Source organism: Gemmobacter fulvus, from assembly GCF_018798885.1.
Classification (GTDB): Bacteria; Pseudomonadota; Alphaproteobacteria; order Rhodobacterales; family Rhodobacteraceae; genus Gemmobacter; species Gemmobacter fulvus.
On record NZ_CP076361.1, the window covers coordinates 155,303 to 175,474 of the forward strand.

Consider the following 20,172-nt stretch of genomic DNA (forward strand, 5'->3'; position numbering starts at 1 on the left):
AGTGCGGCCTGCCTTAACCGTTAACACATGGCCGATATGGCGGCAAAGCTGCGCAGCAGAAGATTTTTGCAATGCGATTGGCAAATCACGATTATTTCGCCACAGTGTATCCGTAATGGCATCAATGCGGCGGGCTAAACCGCCTTTCAAATGGTTCGGGCAGGCAGATATGGCACGGCAACGCGAGGTTGGAACGCTCTGGATCGGTGGAAGCCTGAGCTGGATGGAGCAGCTGTGCCTCAAATCCTTTGTCGATCAGGGCCAGAAGATCACGCTGTTTTCGTATGAAGAAATTCCCAATGTGCCCGAGGGCGTCATTCGCCGCGACGGGCGCGAGATCCTCGATACCGACAATTTTCTGAAATACGAAAAGAAAGACAGTTTCGCGCTGTTTGCCGATCTGTTCCGCCTGCACATGATCCGCAAATGCCCCGGCATGATCTGGATCGACACCGATGTCTATTGCCAGCAGCCGATGGACTATGACAGCGATTATGTGCTGGGGTTCGAACTGCCGGGCCGCCGCCGGGTGAACAATGCGGTTCTGGGCCTGCCTGCCGACAGCCCGCTGTTGCAGGCCTTGCTGGAGTTTACCGCCGATCAGTTCGCCATCCCCGAATTCCTGAAACCGGAAGAGCGTGAAGACTATCGCGCCGCCGCCGCCAAGGGCCAGCCGGTGCATGTCTCGCAGCAGCCCTGGGGCGTCTGGGGACCGATGATGATCACCCATTTCGTGCACAAGCTGGGCCTGTTGGACAAGGTGCAGCCGTTGCAGGCGTTTTATCCGGTTACCTTTCCCAACCGGATGCAGTTCTTGCGGCGGGCCGCCGTGGTCGACATGTCGGTGACCAAGGCCACCACGGCGCTGCATGTCTGGGCCTCCAACAAGCGCGAACTGGGGCTGCGCCACAATGGCCTGCCCCCGGCGGACAGCTGGTTTGACCGGGCCTGCCGCAAACATGGCATCCGCCCCGAGGCTGCGCCGATCAAGGGGCGTGGCAAGCGGGTGTTCGAGGCCGGGCTGGTCGATCAGGTAGATCTGGAGCAGGTGGGCCAGTTTGCTGATGTGGGCGGCAATGCCCAGAGCCTCGCCTTGGCCGCGCATCTGCGCTGGGGCTGTGACATTCATCTGGTCGATCTGGATCACAAGGGGCAATTCTCCGATCGCGCCAGCGCCTGGGTGCCGCAATACACCGCGTTTCTACGCGAACATGGCGTGGACGGCGCGCGCATCCACCATGTGACGCGGCCCGCCGATCTGTCGGCCTATGATCTGATCGCCAATCTGTCGGGCTTTGGCGATCTGAACAAGGTCAGCCATCTGGACCCGGTGATGACGCAGTGCCTGACCGCCGAAACACGCATGATCACCGATATCCGCAAGGGATCGGGGGCCTATCCGTTTCTGAACGCCTATGGCGCCTGCACCACACTCAGCACCCGCGAAGTGGATGGGGTGGCGGTGGTGCGGGCGCTGTTCCGCTCCAAAGCGGCCACCGCCTTGCTGCCCGTCCATACCGATGACTGGGCACAGGTGGCGGCGACACTGATGGGACCGGACGGCTTTTACCGGGCCAATGACAGCCACTCGTTTCTTTATGTGCCGCGCGGGTCCGATACGCTGGTGGTGACCTTCGACAACCTCGACATTGCCATGACCAAACGCGAGGACCGCCGGCCCTGGGGCTACAGCTTCATCGAAAAACAGGGCTGGTCGATGCTGGGCGTCATGGCGAATGGCTGGACCTGGTATCGCGACCCCTGGGTCTGGGATCAGTTCGACGATCTGGCCACCAGCGATTTCTTCGACCGCTACAAACGTGTCGTGTTTTATGGCGCCTCGATGGGGGGATATGCCGCCTGCGCCTTTGCCGCCGCCTGTCCGGGGGCCGAGGTGCTGGCCATCAGCCCGCAATCCACGCTGGACAAGAGCCTCGTGCCCTGGGAATCCCGTTACAAGGTGGCATGGGACAAGGATTTTTCCGGCTATTATGGCGATGCCGCCGATGTGTCGCGCACGGCGCGGCGGGTGACGATCCTCTATGACCCCTATGAGCCACTGGATGCGGGCCATGTGGCGCGGTTCACCCATGACAATGTGATGAAACTGCGCACGCCGCTGCTGGGCCATCGGCTGGGCACCAGCCTGCAACAGATGGGCCTGTTGTCCCCGATCACGCTGGGCGCGCTGAACGGCACGCTGACCGAGCTGGAATTTTACCGCATGATCCGTGCGCGCAAAAGCTTTGGCCGCTATCAGAAAGAGCTGTTCAAACGCGCAATGGACCGGGGCCGCCCGGAGCTGGCGAAAAAGCTGGGCCGCTGGGTGCTGACCCGTGGTGACAACCGTTATATCCGCAAGGAAATGGCGGCGCTGTGATCCGGGGCGCGCCCTGTCCATTGGTCGCAGACCGTGCCTTCGCGCTTGACCGGTTTTGACCGCGCCGCCAGCATGGCCGGAACGAGGGAGGCACCGTGAGCAATCTGCCGAAATCCATTGATGCGGTGGAGGCCCTGCTGGCCGACCACGGCTATATCGCCGCCCGTGCCCTTGCGACGGTGGTGTTCCTGTCGCTGAAACTCGGGCGTCCGTTGTTTCTGGAAGGCGAGGCGGGCGTCGGCAAGACCGAGATTGCCAAGGTGATCGCGGCGGCCTTGGGGCGGCGGCTGATCCGGCTGCAATGTTACGAAGGGCTGGATGCGGCTTCGGCGGTTTACGAATGGAATTTCGCGGCACAGATGATCGCCATCCGCACCGCCGAGGCGGGCGGCGGCGCAGATCGCAGCGCCTTGCGTGCCGAGTTGTTCACCGAGGACTATCTGATCGAACGCCCGTTGCTGGCCGCGATGCGCCCGCAACCCGGTGGCGCGCCGGTACTGCTGATCGACGAGCTGGACCGCACCGATGAGCCCTTTGAGGCCTATCTGCTGGAGGCGCTGAGTGATTTTCAGGTGACAATCCCCGAGCTTGGCACCGTCAAGGCCCCCGAGGCACCGATTGTGATCCTCACCTCCAACCGCACGCGTGAGGTACATGACGCGCTCAAACGCCGCTGCCTTTATCATTGGGTGGATTACCCGGATGCTGCGCGCGAAGCGCAGATCCTGACGGCCCGCTGCCCCGAGGCGCAACAGGCGCTGTCGCGCGAGGTGGTGGCCTTTGTGCAGCGCCTGCGCAGCGAGGATCTGTTCAAGAAACCCGGCGTGGCCGAAACGATCGACTGGGCGAAATGCCTGCTGGCGCTGGATGTGATCTCGCTCACCCCCGAGGTGATTGCCGATACGCTGGGCGCGATTCTGAAATATCAGGATGACATCCAGAAAATTCAGGGAGCCGAGGCGAAGCGTATTCTGGACGAGATCCGCCGCGACCTTGCACCGGTCTGACCTGCGGATGAAAAAATGGGCCGGATAACCGGCCCAGTCAGGGGTACACTCGGGAATTCGGGGGCAATCAGGCCCGCCAGAAGGCTTTTGCACCTTCTTCGGCGGCGCTCTGCTCGGACAATCCGATATCACGCAGCAGATGCGGATCCAGATCGCGCAATGCACGACGGCCATGGCGACGCAGATCCCAAGTCAAGACGGTCTGTGCCAGCGACACAATCAACCGCGAGACGGGCGGCAGCGCCCGTGCATTGGAGAGGATCAGCGTAGGGGCGGTCATGTGGGACCGGGCCATGGGAGCACCTTTTGTGTTGATACAAGACGCGATATTGCGTATGTAAGTGATACAATATGGGCCGCGGAACCGCCAGAGGAACATTGTGACTGATACAAGTTGGCAGCCAGATCTGAACAATTATCCCGGCCCGAAGTATCTGGCGCTGACACGGGCGCTGCGCGAGGCGATCCGCTGTGGCGATCTGGAGCCCGGCTCGCAGCTGCCGACGGTGCGCGATCTGGCCTGGGTGCTGCATGTCACACCTGGCACGGTCAGCCGCGCCTATCAGCTGGCAACACAAGAAGGGTTGCTGGCAGCGACCGTGGGCCGGGGCACCTTTGTGGCCGCCCGTGCGCCCCGGCTGGGGCCGACACAATCGCTGTTTCAGGAACGCGATCTGAAGTCGGAGCCCTGGCTGGTGGATCTGCGCTCGCCGCAATTGCCGGATGTGGGACAGGGTGTCGCCTTTTCCGAAGCCATGGCGCGCATCGGCAGCGGGCTGGATGCAGCCTGGCTGGACTATCCGTCGCAACGGGGCGAGGCACCGCTGCGCGCGGCGATCTGCACCTGGCTGTCGGATCGGGTGCTGGGGCCGCTGACCGCCGAGGACATCGCGCTGACCCATGGTGGCCAGAACGGGCTGATGCTGGTGTTCCTGTGCTGCCTGCGCGGCGACCGGCCGGTGATCCTGACCGAAGATCTGGCCTATCCGGGTATCCGCCACGCCGCGCGTCTGGCGCGTGCCGAGGTGGTCGGGGTCGAAATCGACGCGCAGGGCATGATCCCGGCGGCACTGGAGGCCGCGTGTCGCCGCCATGGGGCCCAGATCCTTGTGCTGACCCCCGAGGCACAGAACCCGACCGCGACCCGTATGGGCGTGGCGCGCCGGGCCGAGATTGCCGAAATCGCCCGCCGCTACGATTTGCAGATCCTGGAGGATGATTGTTATTCGGTTGCGGAAAGCACGCTGCCGTCGCTCCGCGCACTGGCCCCGGAACGCACCTGGTATGTGGGATCGCTGTCGAAATCGGTCTCGGCGGCGCTGCGCTTTGGCTATGTGGTCTGCCCCACTGGCATGGGCGAGGCCGGGCGGCTGACGGCGCAACACGGCTTCTTCGCGCTTGCCCGCCCGGTGTCGGATCTGTGCCTTGATCTGCTGGAAAGCGGCGCGGCCCAGGAGTTGCGCCGCAAGGTTCAGGCCGAATTCGCCGAACGGCTTCAGGCGGTGGTCAATGCCCTTGGCACCTTTGATCTGAGCTGGCAGCCCGGTCTGCCCTTTGTGTGGCTGCCGCTGCCCTCGGGCTGGCGCGCCTCCACCTTTGCGCGCACCGCCGAGGCGGAGGGCGTGCTGGTGCGGCAGGCGGATGAATATGCGCTGATCCATGGCCGCGCGCCGCATGCGTTGCGCATTGCGGTGGCGGGAGCCATTCCGCGGGATCGCTTTGATGCGGCGCTGGCCACCTTGGCGCGGCTGCTGTCGCGCCCGCCCTCGGATATGGCGGTGTGACCCGGACGCCCCGCTCACGCCGAATTGTAGCACAAGCGATTGACCGGCCTGCGGTTTTGTTCGCATGATTGTGGCAGAGCAGTAAAAAAAGAGACCCAAAATGGGACACCAGTTTTCTTTCCACGCCCCCAACGGGGGCGGTGATTTCCTTGCATTGCGCAAGAACCGCACAGGCCGCACCGAGATTGTCTATGACGATGGCGTTGCCCGCCGGATCGTGTGGCGTGTTGACGCAACGGCGGTGAACGAAGCGCGCCTGTCGGATGCGCTGCGCGTGGCCGTTGGCGCCCTGCGGGTCGTGCCCGCGCTTTATGATGAGCTGAAGAAACGGGCAATTCCGGTAGAACGGGTTGCCGGCTGAGCAACCAAAAAAATGATCAAATTATTTTCGGCGTAATATCAATTTGTTGCGTTGCTTTGTTCTGCAAATCCCCCCGCTGTGATGGGGGGATTTTCCATTTGGCCCCTTTTCATGTGATCGGGCCTATGCCAGAAAAAGAAAAAACACGCCGCTCAAACGCGCCCGAAATGGGCATCCAACAGGGGGCATGATGCAACAAGGATCGTCACGGGCACGCTTTCGGAATTCCGAAGCGGCCAATGGGCTGATGCTGGTTTCACCAACCGCATTATATGCAATTCTTCTTCTGGCCGCACCGCTGGCCACGGTGGTTGTTTATTCGCTGATGGTCGACAGCAAGGTGGGGGCCTCGGCGGGCTTCACCTTGCAGAATTATGTCGAGGTCTGGACCGGCAAGATCTATCAGGCGATCATGCTGCGCTCGCTGATGGTGTCGTTCCTTGTGACGCTGATCACGGTTCTGCTGGCCTATCCCGTCGCCTATTTCGTCAGCTTTCATGTGCCGCCAGCGAAGAAATCGCTCTGGCTGTTCCTGATCACCATTCCTTTCTGGACCTCCTATCTGATCCGGGTCTTCCTGTGGAAAGTGATCCTTGGCTATAACGGGGTGATCAATTCGGGGCTGATGAGCCTGGGCGTGATTGACGAGCCGCTGACGGTGATCAACTATTCCGTCGGCTCCATGGTGGCGACGCTGGCCCATGCCTATGCGCCCTTCGCCATCCTGCCGATCTTTGTCAGCTTGGAAAAGATCGACCGGTCTTTCCTCGAAGCCGGGCAGGATCTGGGCGAAAGCAAATTGATGACCTTCTGGCGCGTCACCTTGCCCCTGTCGATGCCGGGCGTGATTGCCGCCGTGCTGATCGTGTTCATCCCGACCATCGGCGACTATGTGACGCCCGACCTGATCGGCGGCGGCAAGATCCCGATGATTGCCAACATGATCGAAGGCAAGATGCTGAAACAGAATGACAAGGCGGTGGGATCGGCGATTGCCGTGACGGCCATGCTGATCGTGGCGATTGTGTCGATCATCTTCCTGTTGCTGAACAAACGCTTTTTGAAAGGGCAGAAGTGATGAAAAGCCCCGGTCTCAAAGCCTATGCCATTGCCTATCTGATCTTCCTTTACGCGCCGATTGCCCTGCTGCCGATCTTTGCCTTCAATGACAGCAAGGTCATCGCCTTCCCGCTGTCGGGCTTCACCACCGACTGGTTTTCGCTGATGTGGGCGGATGACCAGTTGTTCAAGGCCTTCGGCAACTCGCTGAAAATCGCGGTCTGCGCCTCGATCCTTGCCACCACGCTCGGCATCTTTGCGGCGCGGGCCACCACGCGCTACAAGTTCCCGGCCAAGGCGGGTATCATGGGGCTGATCATGCTGCCGCTGGTGCTGCCGGAAATGATCGTGTCAATGGCCTTGCTGGTGATCCTGATCTCCGTCGGGGTGCCGCTGTCGATCTTTACCATCATCCTTGGGCATGTGCTGATCTGCACCCCGTTTGCAGTGGCGATCCTCACCTCGGCGTTCCAGTCGCTCGACCGGTCGCTGGAGGAGGCGGCCTATGATCTGGGGGAAACCCCGCTCAGCACCTTCCGGCTGATCATCCTGCCGCTGGTGATGCCGGGCATAATTTCCTCCTTGCTGATCAGTTTCACCATCAGTCTGGATGAATTCATCATCGCCTATTTCCTCGGTGGCAACGAAACGGTGCTGTCGGTCTATATCTTTGGCCAGTTCCGCTTTCCGCAGAAGGTGCCCGCCATCATGGCGCTGGGGTTCATCCTTGTCTGCCTGTCGATTTTCCTGCTGACCATCGCTGAATATTTCCGCCGCCGCGGCATCGCCAAGGCCGGCGGCAAGGATACCGGAGGTTTCCTGTGACGACCGAACGCCCCACAATGATCGAATTCCGCGATGTCCATAAATATTATGGTGATTACCACGCCTTGCGCGGCATCAATGCCACGATCAAGGCGGGTGAGTTCTTCTCGCTGCTGGGCCCGTCCGGCTGTGGCAAGACCACCTTGCTGCGCACGATTGCAGGCTTTGAAGGCATCTCATCCGGGGCCGTGCTGATCGACAGCAAGGATATGCAGTCGGTTCCGGCCAACAAACGCCCGACCAATATGGTGTTCCAAAGCTATGCGATCTTTCCGCATCTGACCGTGGCGGAGAACGTCGGCTTCGGCCTGCGCCGCGACGGGCTGAGCAAGGATGAGATGGCCCGCCGCGTGGGCGAGGCGCTGGAGATGGTCGGCCTCAAGGGCTATGGCGCGCGCGCCGCCCATGCCCTGTCGGGCGGCCAGCGGCAGCGGGTTGCCCTGGCTCGTGCGCTGATCCTGAAGCCGAAGGTGCTGTTGCTGGATGAACCTCTCTCGGCGCTCGACAAGAAGATGCGCGAACAGATGCAGGTGGAGCTGATCCGGCTGCAACGGCAGGTTGGCATCACCTTCATTCTGGTGACGCATGATCAGGAAGAAGCGCTGGTCATGTCTGACCGCATTGCCGTGATGTTTGAAGGCCAGATCGCGCAACTGGCCGATCCTGAAACCCTGTATCGTCGCCCGAACAGCCGCAAGGTGGCGGATTTCATCGGCACGATGAATTTCCTGCCCGCCACGATCCTGTCGGAACAGGGCGATCAGGTCGAGATCGAGGCGCAGGGCTTTGGCCGGATGAGCCTGTCTTCGGCACAGGTGATGGGCGGGGCGACCTCGGAAGGCGCGGCGGTCGGTTTCCGGCCGGAAACACTGACCATCCTGTTCGATGGCCAGACTGCGACCGACCGCGAAAGCATGGCCACCATCGAGGAGGTCGTCTATTACGGCGACATGACCTATTACGATGTCAAACTGGATGGCACCGAAAAGGCCATGCGCCTGTCGATGCGCAATGTGTTTGGCCGCCCGGTGTTGGACATCGGTGCCCGCACCCGCGTGGCATGGAGCCCCGGCGCGCTGGTGATGTTCCGCTGATGCAGCTGGACTTGCGTCCGGCCGACTGGCTGTCACGCCGTCGGCTGGACGATCTGCCCGACACGCTGTTCTTTCATGCCCGCGACAAGCTGGCCGCCACGCTTGCCCGTGGCGGCTTTCGCCTGTTGACCGCACTGGCCGACCACGCCATTGCGCGCGGTTGGGGGGTGGAACTGCTGCCCTATCAGGCCGATGCCGCCGAGATCTGTCTGCGGCAGGGCGGGCATCTGCATGTCTTTCTGGAAGACCGGCCCGGATATGCCGCCAATGCCTTTTACGCCGTGCCCTCTTATCTGCGCGGCTATTGGTATTTTGACGAGATCGGCACCCGCAACAATTCCAGCCACCGCTTGCGGCGGTTTGACGAGCGGTTGCTATCCGACAGGTTTGCCAAGGGGTTTCACGGCAAGCTGGCGGCGCAGTTCATCGGGCGCAATTTCTCGAAATTCCGGCAAGCGCCGCGTGGTGAGTCGGAGATTGCGCCGGGCTGTCTGGCGCTGTTTGCGCAGGATTTTGAGGTGCCGCGCCATCACAAGCATTATCTGACCATGCCGGAGCTGATCGAGGCCGCGATTGCGGTGCGCAAGGACCGCGTGCTTTATATCAAGCCGCATCCGAACAATTCGATGGCAGAGCTGGCACAGCTTGCCCGTTATCACGCCCCGGATCAGGGCGTGTTTGTCACGCAGGCCTCGATCCATGATCTGCTGGCGGCCTGTGCCTGTGTGCTGACCCTCACCTCTGCCGTGGGGTTCGAGGCGTTCATGCACCGCAAACCCGTGGTGCTTGCGGGGCAAACCGATTTTGCGCAGAACGCCATCACGCTGACTGACGCGGGCAAGCTGGAGGCGGCGATTGCGGCGGCGCTGGCCAAGGATTGGCCGTACGAGAAGTTCCTGACCTGGTTTCTGCGCCAGAATTGTGTCGAGGATCACCCACGCGCCTTGCCGATTGTGCTGGAGCGTCTGCATGCCAAAGGCATCCGGCTGGGCGATCCGGGGCAGGGGTTTTACTGATCAGGCGGCAGCAGGCCCAACCCGCGCAGATAGATGCCAATGCCCGCTTCCAGCAGTTCTTCGGGCGGGAACGGGCTTTTGGCACCATTGCCGCGCATGTAAAGCTCTACCACACCATGGCTCATCGCCCAGATATGCGCCGACACCATGGTCGCGGGCGGGCGTTTGCCAAAGGGCAGGTGCTGCGACAGCCCTTCGGCCGCGCGTTCCAGCACCGAACGGGCCTTGGCCGCCACCGGGGCCAGATCAGGATAGGCCTGCGGGCTGAGGCCGCTTTCAAACATCGCCATGTAATGGCCGGGATATTTGCGCGCAAAGGCAAGATAGGCGCGGCCCGTCGCCTCGAACGCGGCCAGTGCCGAAGGTTTGCCGTCGTTGAACGCATATTCCATCAGCGCCGCGAAAATCTCGTATCCCTGCCGCGCCACTTCGGCCAGCAGATCATCGCGCCCGGCAAAATGGCGGTAGACGGCGGCGGGAGTTACATCTGCGGCCTTCGAGGCCTCGGACAGGGTAAAGCCCTGCGGCCCCTTTTCCGCAATCAGATCCAGCGCCGCCTCGACCAGCGCCTGCCGCAGATTGCCGTGGTGGTAGCCGCGTTTAGTCATTCTCGCCGTCAGACCACAGCTCCGGCCCCCCGCAGATCAGGCGGTCGGGCGTGCCGATGAGTTTTTGATCTTTTCCTTTGAAGTCAACAGCCTGAAGCACGGTCTGCACGGCGGCGATGCGGGCGCGCTTCTTGTCATCCGACCGGATCACGGTCCAGGGCGCAATGTCGGAATGGCTGCGGGTCAGCGTCTCTGCAATCGCGTCGCAATAGGGATCCCATTTCGCCAGCCCGTCCACGTCGATGCTCGACAGTTTCCACTGTTTCAGCGGGTCTTTCTCACGGTCCAGCATCCGCTGCAACTGCGCGGCCCGGCTGACATCCAGCCAGAATTTCAGAAACACGATGCCTTCATCCACGATCATCTGTTCAAAGGCGGGCAGTTGCTGAAATAAGGCCTCTTTCTGCGCCTGGGTACAAAACCCGAAAACCGGCTCGACAATGCCGCGATTGTACCAACTGCGGTCGAACAGCACAATTTCACCGGCGGCGGGAAACCAATCCACATAGCGCTGGAAATACCATTGCGAGGCTTCGCGGTCCGAAGGTTTGGCCAAGGCCACCACCTGCGCGCCCCGCGGGTTCAGGTTTTCGGTCATCGCCCCGATGGTGCCGCCCTTGCCCGCAGCGTCGCGGCCTTCAAACACCACGATCACCCGCTTGCCGGTTTTCTTGACATCCGACTGCATGCGCACCAGCTGAATCTGAAGCGCCTCCATCTGCGCCTCATAATCCTTCTTCGCCATTTCGGTGCGATAGGGATAACCCTTGGAAAGAATGTCATCTTTCCCCGCGCTTTCGATGGTTTTGCGGATGTGCTTGGGCGCGTCCTCCTTGAAATAGCGGCTGATCGCACCGTCGAAGGGCAGGTCCATGGCGGGGGCTCCTTTCACGCGTCTGGGCTGTCAGTCTAGGCGCAGCCCGGCACGGGCCGCAAGCCTGTGCACGGCGTCAATCACCGCCTCGGGCCGGGTCTGGTGCGGCATGTGGCCGATGCCGGGCAGCAGGGTCAGTTGCGCGGCGGGCAAGACCTGTGCCAGCGGCACGGCATGGATGTGATGCGGCACGATTGTATCACTGTCGCCATGCACAATCTCGACCGGCAGGGTTAGCCGGGGATAATCGGGTGCCATCTGCCGCACAAAGTGCAGCAAGCCGTTCACCTGCCGGGCATTGGCCGCCAGAACCTTGCGCCGCAGGGTCAGGGCAACCCCGGCGCGCGCAATATAGCCGGGCTGAATGTCTTGCGGCGCAAAGATGCTGGCAATGGTGGTTTCGGTCTGCCGCCGCGTGGCAAAGGCGGTGACCATCGGCACAATCAACGTCCGGCCCAAAGGATGTGCGGTGATCCGATACCAGGCCCCCAGGCCGCCCTGCCAGGGCATCGCCACGCCCGACAGCAACAGCAGACCGGCGACATCTTCTTGCAAGGCCCAGGCCAGTGCCACCGCGCCGCCGTAGGAATGGCCCAGGATCAGCGGGTTGCGCAGGCCAAGCTGCGCCGCTGCGGCCCGCAGATGCCGTGCCTGTGCTGCCGGATCCACGCCCTCGGCCCCCAGATCGGCAGACCAGCCCAACCCGGGCCGATCAAACACCGTCACCCGGAACTGCGGCGCCAGCCGGGCCACCAGACCCATGGTGAATTCGCGGGTATTGCCCGAGGCGCCATGGATCAGCACCAGATCCGGGCCCTGGCCTTCCTGATGCACATGCACCGCGCGCCCCGCGATCTGCAGGATCTGGCCGGTCGGCGGAAAGTCTGCCTCGGCGCGGGCCTCGCGGGCGGCTGCGCGACGGGCGGTGGCCCAGACCACCGCACCCAGCGCCGCTGCGGTGACCAGCGTCTCAGCCACCGATCATGCTCAGGTCGAAATGGGTGGTCTGGTAGATCTCGTTGATCCAGTTGCCATAGAGCAGATGCGCATGGCTGCGCCAGCGGTTCAGTGGCGGCTGCGACGGATCATTCTGCGGATAATAGTTCATCGGCACGTTGATCGGCGTGCCATTTGCCACGTCCCGATCATATTCCTGCTTCAGCGTATCGCGGTCATATTCAAAGTGGTTGAAGATATAGAGTGCGCGATGCGCCGGATCTTCCAGCAGGCAGGGGCCGACCTCATCACTGCCCAGCAGCGTGGTCAGGCCGGGCACGGCATCGACCTCGGGTTGTTTCACCTCGGTCCAGCGGCTGACCGGGATCACGAAATCATCCGAAAAGCCCCGCAGATAGGGCGAGGTCGGGCAGAGATTGCGATGGCGGAAACAGCCGAAGGCCTTGGACTCCAGCATATGCTTTTCCACGCCGTGGAAATGGTGGACCATCGCCATCCCGCCCCAGCACACGCCGAAGGTGGAATGGACATGGGTCTGTGTCCAGTCAAAGACGCGCTGCATCTCGTCCCAATAGGTCACTTCTTCGAACGGCAGATGTTCGATCGGCGCGCCGGTGATGATCAGCCCGTCGAACTTTTCGCCGCTGTCTGCCACTTCGGAGAAGGGGCGATAGAAGGTTTCCATATGTTCGGCGGCGGTGTTCTTGGCCTGATGTTCGCTCATGCGGATCAGCGACAGGTTGATCTGCAACGGCGTGGCCCCGATCAGACGGGCAAACTGGTTTTCCGTCTGGATCTTTTTCGGCATCAGGTTGAGCAGGGCAATGCGCAGCGGGCGAATATCCTGCCGGTTCGCGCGTTCGGGGCTCATCACCATGACGCCCTCTTTGTTGAGGACATCATAGGCGGGCAGGGTTTCGGGCAGGGTGATGGGCATTTCAGTCTCCGTTCGCGGAGGAATTAGGCGCGCGCATGGCGGGCTTCAATGGCCTGGGCAATAAGATTGGTCAGGCCTGTGACATCGCGGACCTGCGCCACATCTTCGGCGCTGATGGTCACGCCCCAGTTTGCCATCGCGGCATAGCGGGGCTGGCGATGTGCCAGCGCCTTGGCATAGGTCCAGCGCACAAAGGCGTCGGGGTCCACGGCGTCTTCGGCCTCGCCCGTCATCTGGCGATAGTCGTGCCACATGCGTTCAAGGAAATAAGGTTGATAATACATCGGCTTGGGTGCGCGATCAAAGCGGCGGATCAGCTCTTCGGTATGGGCCTCATTGCCTTTGATCCAGACCATCAGCAGGTTGTCCGACAGGGCGCGCATCACCGGATCGGCGGGATCGGTCGCATCCACCACTTCGCAGATCGACCCGCCACAGTCGCAGACGAAGTTGCCATAGCCATAAATGTCCTGCGCCCGGCTGATGAAGCGCGGCGTATCCAGAAGCGAGGCGATTTCGGCATCGCGGTGCTGGGTCTGGCGGCGCATGTATTCGGCAAAGGGCACACCGCCTCGCGCCGGATCACCCGGTTTTCCCAGATAGGTCGACAGCGGCGCCAGATTGTCGAAGGTGATGTTGGAGGCGATATAAACGCTGTCGGTCAGCAACAATTCCCGCAGGAAGGGCACTTTCATGGCCTCGCGCTTGAAATTGTCGGCGATGTATTCGCCCATGTAGCGGGTGCCGATGCGGTAATCGACCGAATAGTGGAACCAGCCACCGGCCTCGCGCAGCATTGCCGACAGATGGGTCTTGCCCAGGCCAGACATGCCAAACATCAGCACCCGCTTGTTCGAGGCCGCCTGCCATTCGGCCGCAGTCTGATAGATCATCGTCCCGGCTCCGCTTTCGTCTTACAGGCACCTGTTACCCCGCAAGGCGGGCAAGTTCACGCACAAAATATACGCCGTCGCCATGCAAAAGGCCCCGCCTGGGCGGGGCCTGTGCAGCATTTGGTTTGGATCAGAAGGTGAAGCCGACCTTGACGCCGACCGCCACGGCGCTGTTGCCGGTAAAATCGGCGCGTTCGGTATCGGGCGTGCCGGTTTCGGGCGTGGCATTGCCCAGCTTCAGATAGCGGATGCCGGTCGTGACCTTCATGTTGCCCTGCGTATAGACCGCCGCCAGACCGATACCGCGATAGCCATCAGTCGGTGCCAGCGGCGAGACCAGCTTGCCGGTGCCCGGCTCATAGGTCAGGAAGGCCGAGCCGGACCAGTTTTCATTGAACTTGCGGCCCACACCCAGCGTATAGGTGGTGGTATCCTCAAGATCGGTCAGGCTGCCCACCGTCGGGCCAAAGAAGGCATCCGGTGCGATACGAAAATCGCTCCAGTCCACCCAGCGGATCGAGCCGAACACCAGAGTGTCCTTGGCGACGCCGGTCTGAAAATCAAGATTGACGGCCTGCGGCGTATCCACATTGGTAAAGGTGTCGATGGTGGCCACCCCAAGCTGTGCGGCAGCGCCACCGGGCAGGGTTTCAACCGTATCGAACTTGTGGCGGACCTTGGAGAAATAGGTCAGTGCCACGCGCATGGCGATTTCGGGCTTTTCATAGGCAACACCCAGAACATAGCCAGTGCCCCAGTCTTCGGCCAGATCGGCCTCATAGCCATTGACGGAACGATAGCTGTCCGGGTTCGCCGGATCGAACGGCAGCCCGTAGGCCAGCCCCTTCAGCCCCACCTTGCCCGAGGCCTTGGAGGCGCGAAGGCCGCCATGCACCGAGAAGTTTTCGTTGAACTGGTAACGCAGCAGGGCGGTCAGGCCCGCGCTTTCCACATCGGCATAGGTGCCGCCCAAGGCGGGCGAGGTCGGCGCATAGAGGATGTCCGCGCCGTAAGCCTGATCATAGATCACCGCCGCAGAGAGCTGGTCGGAGAACTGGTATTTCAGCGCAAGGCCCGGCAGATTGTGATCCCCGGCTACTTCGCCACTGGGCGAGCCTGCCGGAATCGGGCCAATCGCGCGATCCACACCCGAGACGGACGGGTTGATGCGGCCATAGCTCAATTCGACATAATTGCCCTTCTCGAACAGGATGCCGATGGGTTGGCCGGATCGGTCAATACCGCCTGCCTGCGCGGTACCGGCCATCGCGGCCAGCACACCGCAAAGCGCTGTGAGCTGTTTCATGTTCTCCATCCCCGTAAAATCAGTCCGTCATCATCCGGTTTGTCATCATCCGGTTAATGAAACCCTAAGCGCGACATTTTGCCTCGGTCAATCCCCGCTCCCGGCATGACGCCGCGTCAGGGTTTTGTGACGCTACGACGGTCTTAAACAGCCCGTGCCTGACGGCGGTTTTCGGCCCGGATGTTGAGCCAGTTCGCGCCGAAAATCACCGCGCCGCCGATCAGCACCCAGATGTCGAGCGGCTCGCCATACAGCACCATGCCGACCAGCGCGATCAGCGGCAGGCGGGCAAAATCAATCGGCACCACCACGGTGGTCGAGGCCAGCGACAGGGCGGTGGTCAGGCAGAAATGCGCGATCACCCCGGCAGCGCCGATCAGGATCAGCCAAGGCAGGGTGGCGGCAGAGGGCAGCGCAATCGCGCCATCCCAGCCGCTTGCGATCAGCCCGAGCCCGGTCTGCATCAGTGTCAGCCAGAACAGGATCGATACGATGCTTTCGCCCTTGGTCAGGGCCTTGGTCAGGATGATCGACCCGGCAAAACAGATGGCCGAGGCCGCGGCGGCCAGCACACCGGGATGGATCGCGGTGAAATCCGGGCGGGCGACCAGCATTGCTCCGGCAAAGCCGAGCGCCGCTGCCAGCAGCCGCACCGGCGTCAGCCGCTCGCCCAGAAACAGCGGCGACAGCAGGATCACCCAGATCGGCGAGGTGAACTCCAGCGCGAAGACCTGCGCTAAGGGAATGGCGGTCAATGCCCAGAACCACAGGTTCTGCCCCGAGAAATGCACCACATTGCGCAGCAGGTGCTGCGGCAGCCGGTCGCGCCGCACCTCATGCAACCGCCCGGCTGCCCCCGCGATGACCAGCACCAGACAGAACCCCACGACCGAGCGCCAGAGCATGATCTCGAATGTGTCATGCACGCCGGCCACTGCGCGGCCGGCAATGGCCATGCCGGTAAAGGACAGGATGGAGCCGATCATCCACAGGGCGGCGGCAAGCGGGCGATAGGTCTGCGGCATGGGCGGCTCTTGTTCAGGGCGGATTGCCCAGTCCTGCGGTGGACGGTGCCGATTGTCCAGCCTTGCAAAGCAAAACCCGCCGCAGAAGCTGCGACGGGTTTGACCGGCTGTGCCGATGGAAGGCGGTTATTCCAGTTCGATGGTGCCCGGGGGTTTCGAGGTCAGGTCATAGAACACACGGTTCACGCCCTTCACCTCGTTGATGATGCGGGTCATCGTTTCGCCGAGGAATTCATTGGTGAAGGGGTAGGTATCGGCAGTCATGCCATCAACCGAGGTCACAGCCCGGATCGCGACCGCATAATCATAGGTGCGGGTATCGCCCATCACGCCCACGGTTTTCATCGGCAGGATCGCTGCGAAAGCCTGCCAGATTTCGTCATAAAGACCATGTTTGCGGATCTGGTCGATATAGACCGCATCGGCCTGACGCAGGATATCCAGCTTTTCGCGGGTGATCTCGCCGGGGCAGCGGATCGCAAGGCCGGGGCCGGGGAAGGGATGCCGCCCGATGAAGCTTTGCGGCAGGCCCAACTCGCGGCCCAGCGCGCGCACTTCGTCCTTGAACAATTCGCGCAGCGGCTCCACCAGCTTCATGTTCATGCGTTCGGGCAGACCGCCGACATTGTGGTGCGACTTGATGGTGACCGACGGGCCGCCACTGAACGACACCGATTCGATCACATCGGGATAGAGCGTGCCCTGTGCGAGGAAATCCGCGCCGCCGATGGCCTTGGCGTGTTTCTCGAACACTTCGATGAACAGCCCGCCGATGATCTTGCGTTTGGTTTCGGGATCCGACACGCCGTCGAGCTTGCCGAGGAACAGATCGGATTCGTCGGCATGGATCAGCGGCAGATTGTAATGTTCGCGGAACATGCTGACGACCTGTTCCGATTCGCCCAGCCGCATCAGCCCGTGATCGACATAGACACAGGTCAGCTGCTCGCCGATCGCCTCATGGATCAGCACGGCGGCAACCGAACTGTCGACACCGCCGGACAATGCGCAGATCACCCGGCCCGAGCCGACCTGGTCGCGGATCTTGCGGATTGCCTCTTCACGGTAGGCGCCCATGGTCCAGTCGCCCTTGAACCCGGCCATCCTGACGAAATTCGCGTAAAGCTGTGCGCCTTTCGGGGTGTGATGCACCTCGGGGTGGAACTGCACGGCATAGAACTGGCGCGCCGGATCGGCGGTGACGGCGAAGGGCGCATTGGGCGAGGTGCCATAGACCTCGAAGCCGGGGGCCAGTTTCGAGACATGGTCGCCATGGCTCATCCAGACCTGTTCGGTGCCTTCGGCAAACCAGCCCTCCAGCAACGGCAGACGCGCGGGGGTGGGGGTGACAAAGGCGCGGCCGAATTCTGCGGTGCCATGACCGCCTTCGACATGGCCGCCCAGGCAATGCATCATCACCTGCTGGCCATAACAGATGCCCAGCACGGGCACGCCCAAGGTGAACACGCCCGCCGGTGGCATCGGCGCGCCCTCGGTATAGACCGAGGCAGGCCCGCCCGACAGGATCACCGCCTTTGGCGCGAATGCGGCCAGAAAGGCATCGTCCACTTTGTTGAACGGATGGATTTCACAATAGACATTCAGCTCACGCAGGCGGCGCGCAATCAGCTGCGTCACTTGCGATCCGAAGTCGATGATGAGGAGACGGTCGTGGGTGTGGGGAATGGCGGCTTGGGTCATGCGCGGGCATTAGCTTTGCGGCACTGAAATCGCAAGCATAAAGCGTGGCAAAGGGGGGCTGTCTGCCCCCCTGCGGCCTGCGGCCTTCCCCCCGAGGATATTTTTGCCAAAGCGAAAGCAGCATGTCGTTTTTGCGCCTCAGGTGACGCAATCAGGGTGCGGGGGGGCGACCAAAGGCGGCATATAGAAGAAAATATGCAGCACCCGACGGATGCGGGACGGAGGATTTCGATGAGCGATGTGGCAGCAGGGCGCCGGGCGCGCGGGGGCGGGGCGGCGCGTCGGGCAGAGCGCACGGCGGTCAGTCTGGACACGGCGAAGTTCATCAGCCGCAACATTCCGAATTTCGAGATCCTCAATGACGAGGCGTTGCAGATCATCGAATGGAACGCGGAGACCGTTCTGGAAGAGATCGGCGTGAATTTCCTCGAGAATCCGGGGGCTTTGGCGCTGTGGAAAGCGGCGGGGGCGGATGTGCGCGGTGAACGTGTGCATATTCCGCGTGGCCTTGCCCGCAAGCTCTGTGCCACTGCGCCGCGCAGCTTTACCCAGCACGCCCGCAACGCCGAGCGCAATGTCGAGATCGGCGGACGCAATCTGGTGCTGGCCCCGGTCTATGGCCCGCCCTTCGTGCGGGATCGTGAGGGCGGGCGGCGGTATGCCACCATGGCCGATTTCAAGAATTTCGTGAAACTGGGCTATATGTCGAAATGGCTGCACCATTCCGGCGGTACGGTGTGCGAGCCGACCGATGTGGCGGTGAACAAACGCCATCTGGACATGCTGCACGCGCATATGACGCTGAGCGACAAGCCGTTCATGGGATCGGTGACGGAGCCGGTGCGCGCTGCCGATTCGGTCGAAATGTCGAAGCTGCTGTTCGGGGCGGATTTCGTCGATCAGAACGTGGTGATGACCTCGCTGATCAATATCAACAGCCCGCTGACCTTCGATTCGACGATGATGGGCGCGCTGGAGGTCTATGCCAGGGCCGGGCAGGCGGCGATCATCTCTCCCTTCATCGTTGGCGGCGCGATGGCGCCGGTGACGGTGGCAGGCACGCTGACGCAGGTTCTGGCCGAGGTGCTGGCGGGCGTGGCCTATAGCCAGTTGGTGCGGCCCGGGGCGCCGGTGATCTTTGGTGCCTTTGTGACCTCGATCGACATGAACTCGGGTGCGCCGACCTTTGGCACGCCGGAGGCCGCGCATATCACCTATGGGGCCGGGCAACTGGCGCGGCGGTTGGGGCTGCCGTATCGGTCGGGCGGGTCGTTCTGCGGCTCCAAGCTGCCGGATGCGCAGGCGGCTTACGAGACGGCGAACAGCCTGAACATGGCGCTGCTGGCGGGCGTGAACTTCATGCTGCATGCCTGCGGCTGGCTGGAGGGCGGGTTGGTGTCGTCTTACGAGAAATTCGTGATGGACGCCGATCAGCTGGGCACGCTGCACCATCTGGCGCAGGGCGTGATGATGGATGAGAACGGTCAGGGCATGGATGCGATCCGCGAGGTCGGCCCCGGTGGTCACTATCTGGGCTGTGCCCATACGCAGGCCAATTTCAAGAGTGCGTTCTGGCGGTCGGATCTGCTGGATTACAAGCCGTTCGAGACCTGGGATGAGGAAGGCGCGCGCGATACCGAAACACTGGCGGCGGAGCGGGTGAAGAAGATGCTGGGGGATTACCAGCAACCCGCGCTGGACGAGGGTATCCGCGAGTCACTGGACGATTATGTGGCGCGCAAGAAGGCGGCAGAGCCGGACGCCTTCATCTGATTGATTGCGCATTAAAAACAAAGGGCCACGCGATGCGTGGCCCTTTTTTCATGCGGGGCGCGCGGCGGCCTAGATCTGCTGGGGCGCGCGCGGCAACAGGCGCACTTCGGCCATCAGCGCGATCAGCACCTCGATATGACGGTTGAGCGAATAGCTCGCATCGCCGGCTTTGCGGGTTTGCTCCAGCCGTTCTTCTTCGGACAGCAGGCGCGGCAGGGCTTTTTCGGGGCTGGCCGGGCTGTCGGCGTTCAAGAGGCGCTTCAGGTCGCGGTCGCGGCAATAATCCTCGATGCCAAATCGTGCCGCGCGGATCAGCAGGCGGGGGCGGCCCAGGTCGGCAAGCAGGGTGCGGAAATCTGTCATTTCTGGTCTCCCGTTTTCAATGAGCAGACAATGGCATGCTGCAACCGGGCGTTGCGTTTCGGGGCGTTTCACCGCGCGATGCGGTCTCTTTTGTTTAGGTATTAGAAACAATTATCGGCCTCGAGCCTGAGTTCACGATTTTGTTAACGATCAGGTAACCAAAGCCACCCACGGTTGCATTTGTCCAAATCAGGGCAGGTGGCCGGGGA

The 20,172-nt window shown here is 62.0% G+C and carries 19 protein-coding genes; 9 read left to right on the forward strand and 10 right to left on the reverse strand.

What is annotated here, in order from left to right; all coding sequences use genetic code 11:
* Nucleotides 1-169: 169 nt before the first annotated feature.
* Entirely contained in the window at nucleotides 170-2,380 is a 2,211-nt protein-coding gene (locus KM031_RS00665) for a glycosyltransferase family 32 protein (protein WP_215504279.1), read from the forward strand.
* 95 nt (nucleotides 2,381-2,475) lie between these two features.
* Nucleotides 2,476-3,387, forward strand: coding sequence for an AAA family ATPase (locus KM031_RS00670; protein WP_215504278.1), 912 nt, complete (start codon nucleotides 2,476-2,478; stop codon nucleotides 3,385-3,387).
* Between the two features lie 67 nt (nucleotides 3,388-3,454).
* Here KM031_RS00670 and KM031_RS00675 read toward each other — a convergent pair whose 3' ends face one another.
* Nucleotides 3,455-3,682, reverse strand: coding sequence for a DUF1127 domain-containing protein (locus KM031_RS00675; RefSeq protein ID WP_215504277.1), 228 nt, complete (start codon nucleotides 3,680-3,682; stop codon nucleotides 3,455-3,457).
* A gap of 85 nt (nucleotides 3,683-3,767) precedes the next feature.
* Here KM031_RS00675 and KM031_RS00680 point away from each other — a divergent pair, with 85 nt between their 5' ends.
* From KM031_RS00680 to KM031_RS00705, 6 genes are all read left to right on the forward strand, one after another.
* Nucleotides 3,768-5,171 (forward strand): aminotransferase-like domain-containing protein, encoded by a 1,404-nt coding sequence (locus tag KM031_RS00680; protein ID WP_215504276.1) that lies wholly within the window; start codon nucleotides 3,768-3,770, stop codon nucleotides 5,169-5,171.
* Nucleotides 5,172-5,271: 100 nt separating this feature from the next.
* On the forward strand, nucleotides 5,272-5,532 hold the full coding sequence (locus KM031_RS00685) for a hypothetical protein (protein WP_215504275.1): 261 nt from the start codon (nucleotides 5,272-5,274) through the stop codon (nucleotides 5,530-5,532).
* Between the two features lie 190 nt (nucleotides 5,533-5,722).
* Nucleotides 5,723-6,610 (forward strand): ABC transporter permease, encoded by an 888-nt coding sequence (locus tag KM031_RS00690; protein WP_215504579.1) that lies wholly within the window; start codon nucleotides 5,723-5,725, stop codon nucleotides 6,608-6,610.
* Nucleotides 6,610-7,416, forward strand: coding sequence for an ABC transporter permease (locus tag KM031_RS00695; RefSeq protein ID WP_215504274.1), 807 nt, complete (start codon nucleotides 6,610-6,612; stop codon nucleotides 7,414-7,416). The genes KM031_RS00690 and KM031_RS00695 overlap by 1 nt, the downstream gene beginning before the upstream one ends.
* Nucleotides 7,417-7,433: 17 nt before the next feature.
* Complete coding sequence (locus KM031_RS00700; RefSeq protein ID WP_215504578.1) at nucleotides 7,434-8,510, forward strand: ABC transporter ATP-binding protein; 1,077 nt, start codon at nucleotides 7,434-7,436, stop codon at nucleotides 8,508-8,510.
* On the forward strand, nucleotides 8,510-9,526 hold the full coding sequence (locus KM031_RS00705; RefSeq protein ID WP_215504273.1) for a capsular polysaccharide export protein, LipB/KpsS family: 1,017 nt from the start codon (nucleotides 8,510-8,512) through the stop codon (nucleotides 9,524-9,526). Before KM031_RS00700 ends, KM031_RS00705 begins: the two co-directional genes overlap by 1 nt.
* Here KM031_RS00705 and KM031_RS00710 read toward each other — a convergent pair.
* From KM031_RS00710 to guaA, 8 genes are all read right to left on the reverse strand, one after another.
* The gene (locus KM031_RS00710; protein WP_215504272.1) at nucleotides 9,520-10,134 is read right to left on the reverse strand and encodes a TetR/AcrR family transcriptional regulator; all 615 of its coding nucleotides are present in this window, start codon (nucleotides 10,132-10,134) and stop codon (nucleotides 9,520-9,522) included. The two genes, KM031_RS00705 and KM031_RS00710, sit on opposite strands and share 7 nt — an antisense overlap.
* Nucleotides 10,127-11,008, reverse strand: a complete 882-nt coding sequence (gene ppk2, locus KM031_RS00715) for a polyphosphate kinase 2 (protein ID WP_215504271.1) — start codon at nucleotides 11,006-11,008, stop codon at nucleotides 10,127-10,129. Before ppk2 ends, KM031_RS00710 begins: the two co-directional genes overlap by 8 nt.
* Nucleotides 11,009-11,038: 30 nt before the next feature.
* Nucleotides 11,039-11,986 (reverse strand): alpha/beta fold hydrolase, encoded by a 948-nt coding sequence (locus tag KM031_RS00720; protein WP_215504270.1) that lies wholly within the window; start codon nucleotides 11,984-11,986, stop codon nucleotides 11,039-11,041.
* A complete protein-coding gene (gene metA / locus KM031_RS00725) occupies nucleotides 11,979-12,902 on the reverse strand; it encodes a homoserine O-acetyltransferase MetA (protein WP_215504269.1) in 924 nt (307 codons plus the stop codon). The genes KM031_RS00720 and metA overlap by 8 nt, the downstream gene beginning before the upstream one ends.
* A 23-nt stretch (nucleotides 12,903-12,925) precedes the next feature.
* The gene (locus tag KM031_RS00730; protein WP_215504268.1) at nucleotides 12,926-13,795 is read right to left on the reverse strand and encodes an ATPase; all 870 of its coding nucleotides are present in this window, start codon (nucleotides 13,793-13,795) and stop codon (nucleotides 12,926-12,928) included.
* A gap of 130 nt (nucleotides 13,796-13,925) precedes the next feature.
* Nucleotides 13,926-15,101 (reverse strand): OmpP1/FadL family transporter, encoded by a 1,176-nt coding sequence (locus KM031_RS00735; RefSeq protein ID WP_215504267.1) that lies wholly within the window; start codon nucleotides 15,099-15,101, stop codon nucleotides 13,926-13,928.
* A 143-nt stretch (nucleotides 15,102-15,244) separates the two neighbouring features.
* Nucleotides 15,245-16,126 carry a DMT family transporter gene (locus tag KM031_RS00740; protein ID WP_215504266.1) on the reverse strand — a complete coding sequence of 294 codons (882 nt, stop codon included), beginning with the start codon at nucleotides 16,124-16,126 and terminating at the stop codon, nucleotides 15,245-15,247.
* Between the two features lie 126 nt (nucleotides 16,127-16,252).
* Nucleotides 16,253-17,827 carry a glutamine-hydrolyzing GMP synthase gene (gene guaA / locus KM031_RS00745; RefSeq protein ID WP_215504265.1) on the reverse strand — a complete coding sequence of 525 codons (1,575 nt, stop codon included), beginning with the start codon at nucleotides 17,825-17,827 and terminating at the stop codon, nucleotides 16,253-16,255.
* A gap of 231 nt (nucleotides 17,828-18,058) precedes the next feature.
* On the opposite strand from guaA, the gene KM031_RS00750 reads away from it, so the two are divergent.
* Complete coding sequence (locus KM031_RS00750) at nucleotides 18,059-19,600, forward strand: trimethylamine methyltransferase family protein (RefSeq protein ID WP_215504264.1); 1,542 nt, start codon at nucleotides 18,059-18,061, stop codon at nucleotides 19,598-19,600.
* Between the two features lie 69 nt (nucleotides 19,601-19,669).
* On the opposite strand, the gene KM031_RS00755 is transcribed toward KM031_RS00750, so the two are convergent.
* Nucleotides 19,670-19,963: a DUF6477 family protein gene (locus KM031_RS00755; RefSeq protein WP_215504263.1), complete on the reverse strand. Its 294-nt coding sequence runs from the start codon at nucleotides 19,961-19,963 to the stop codon at nucleotides 19,670-19,672.
* Nucleotides 19,964-20,172 lie beyond the last annotated feature (209 nt).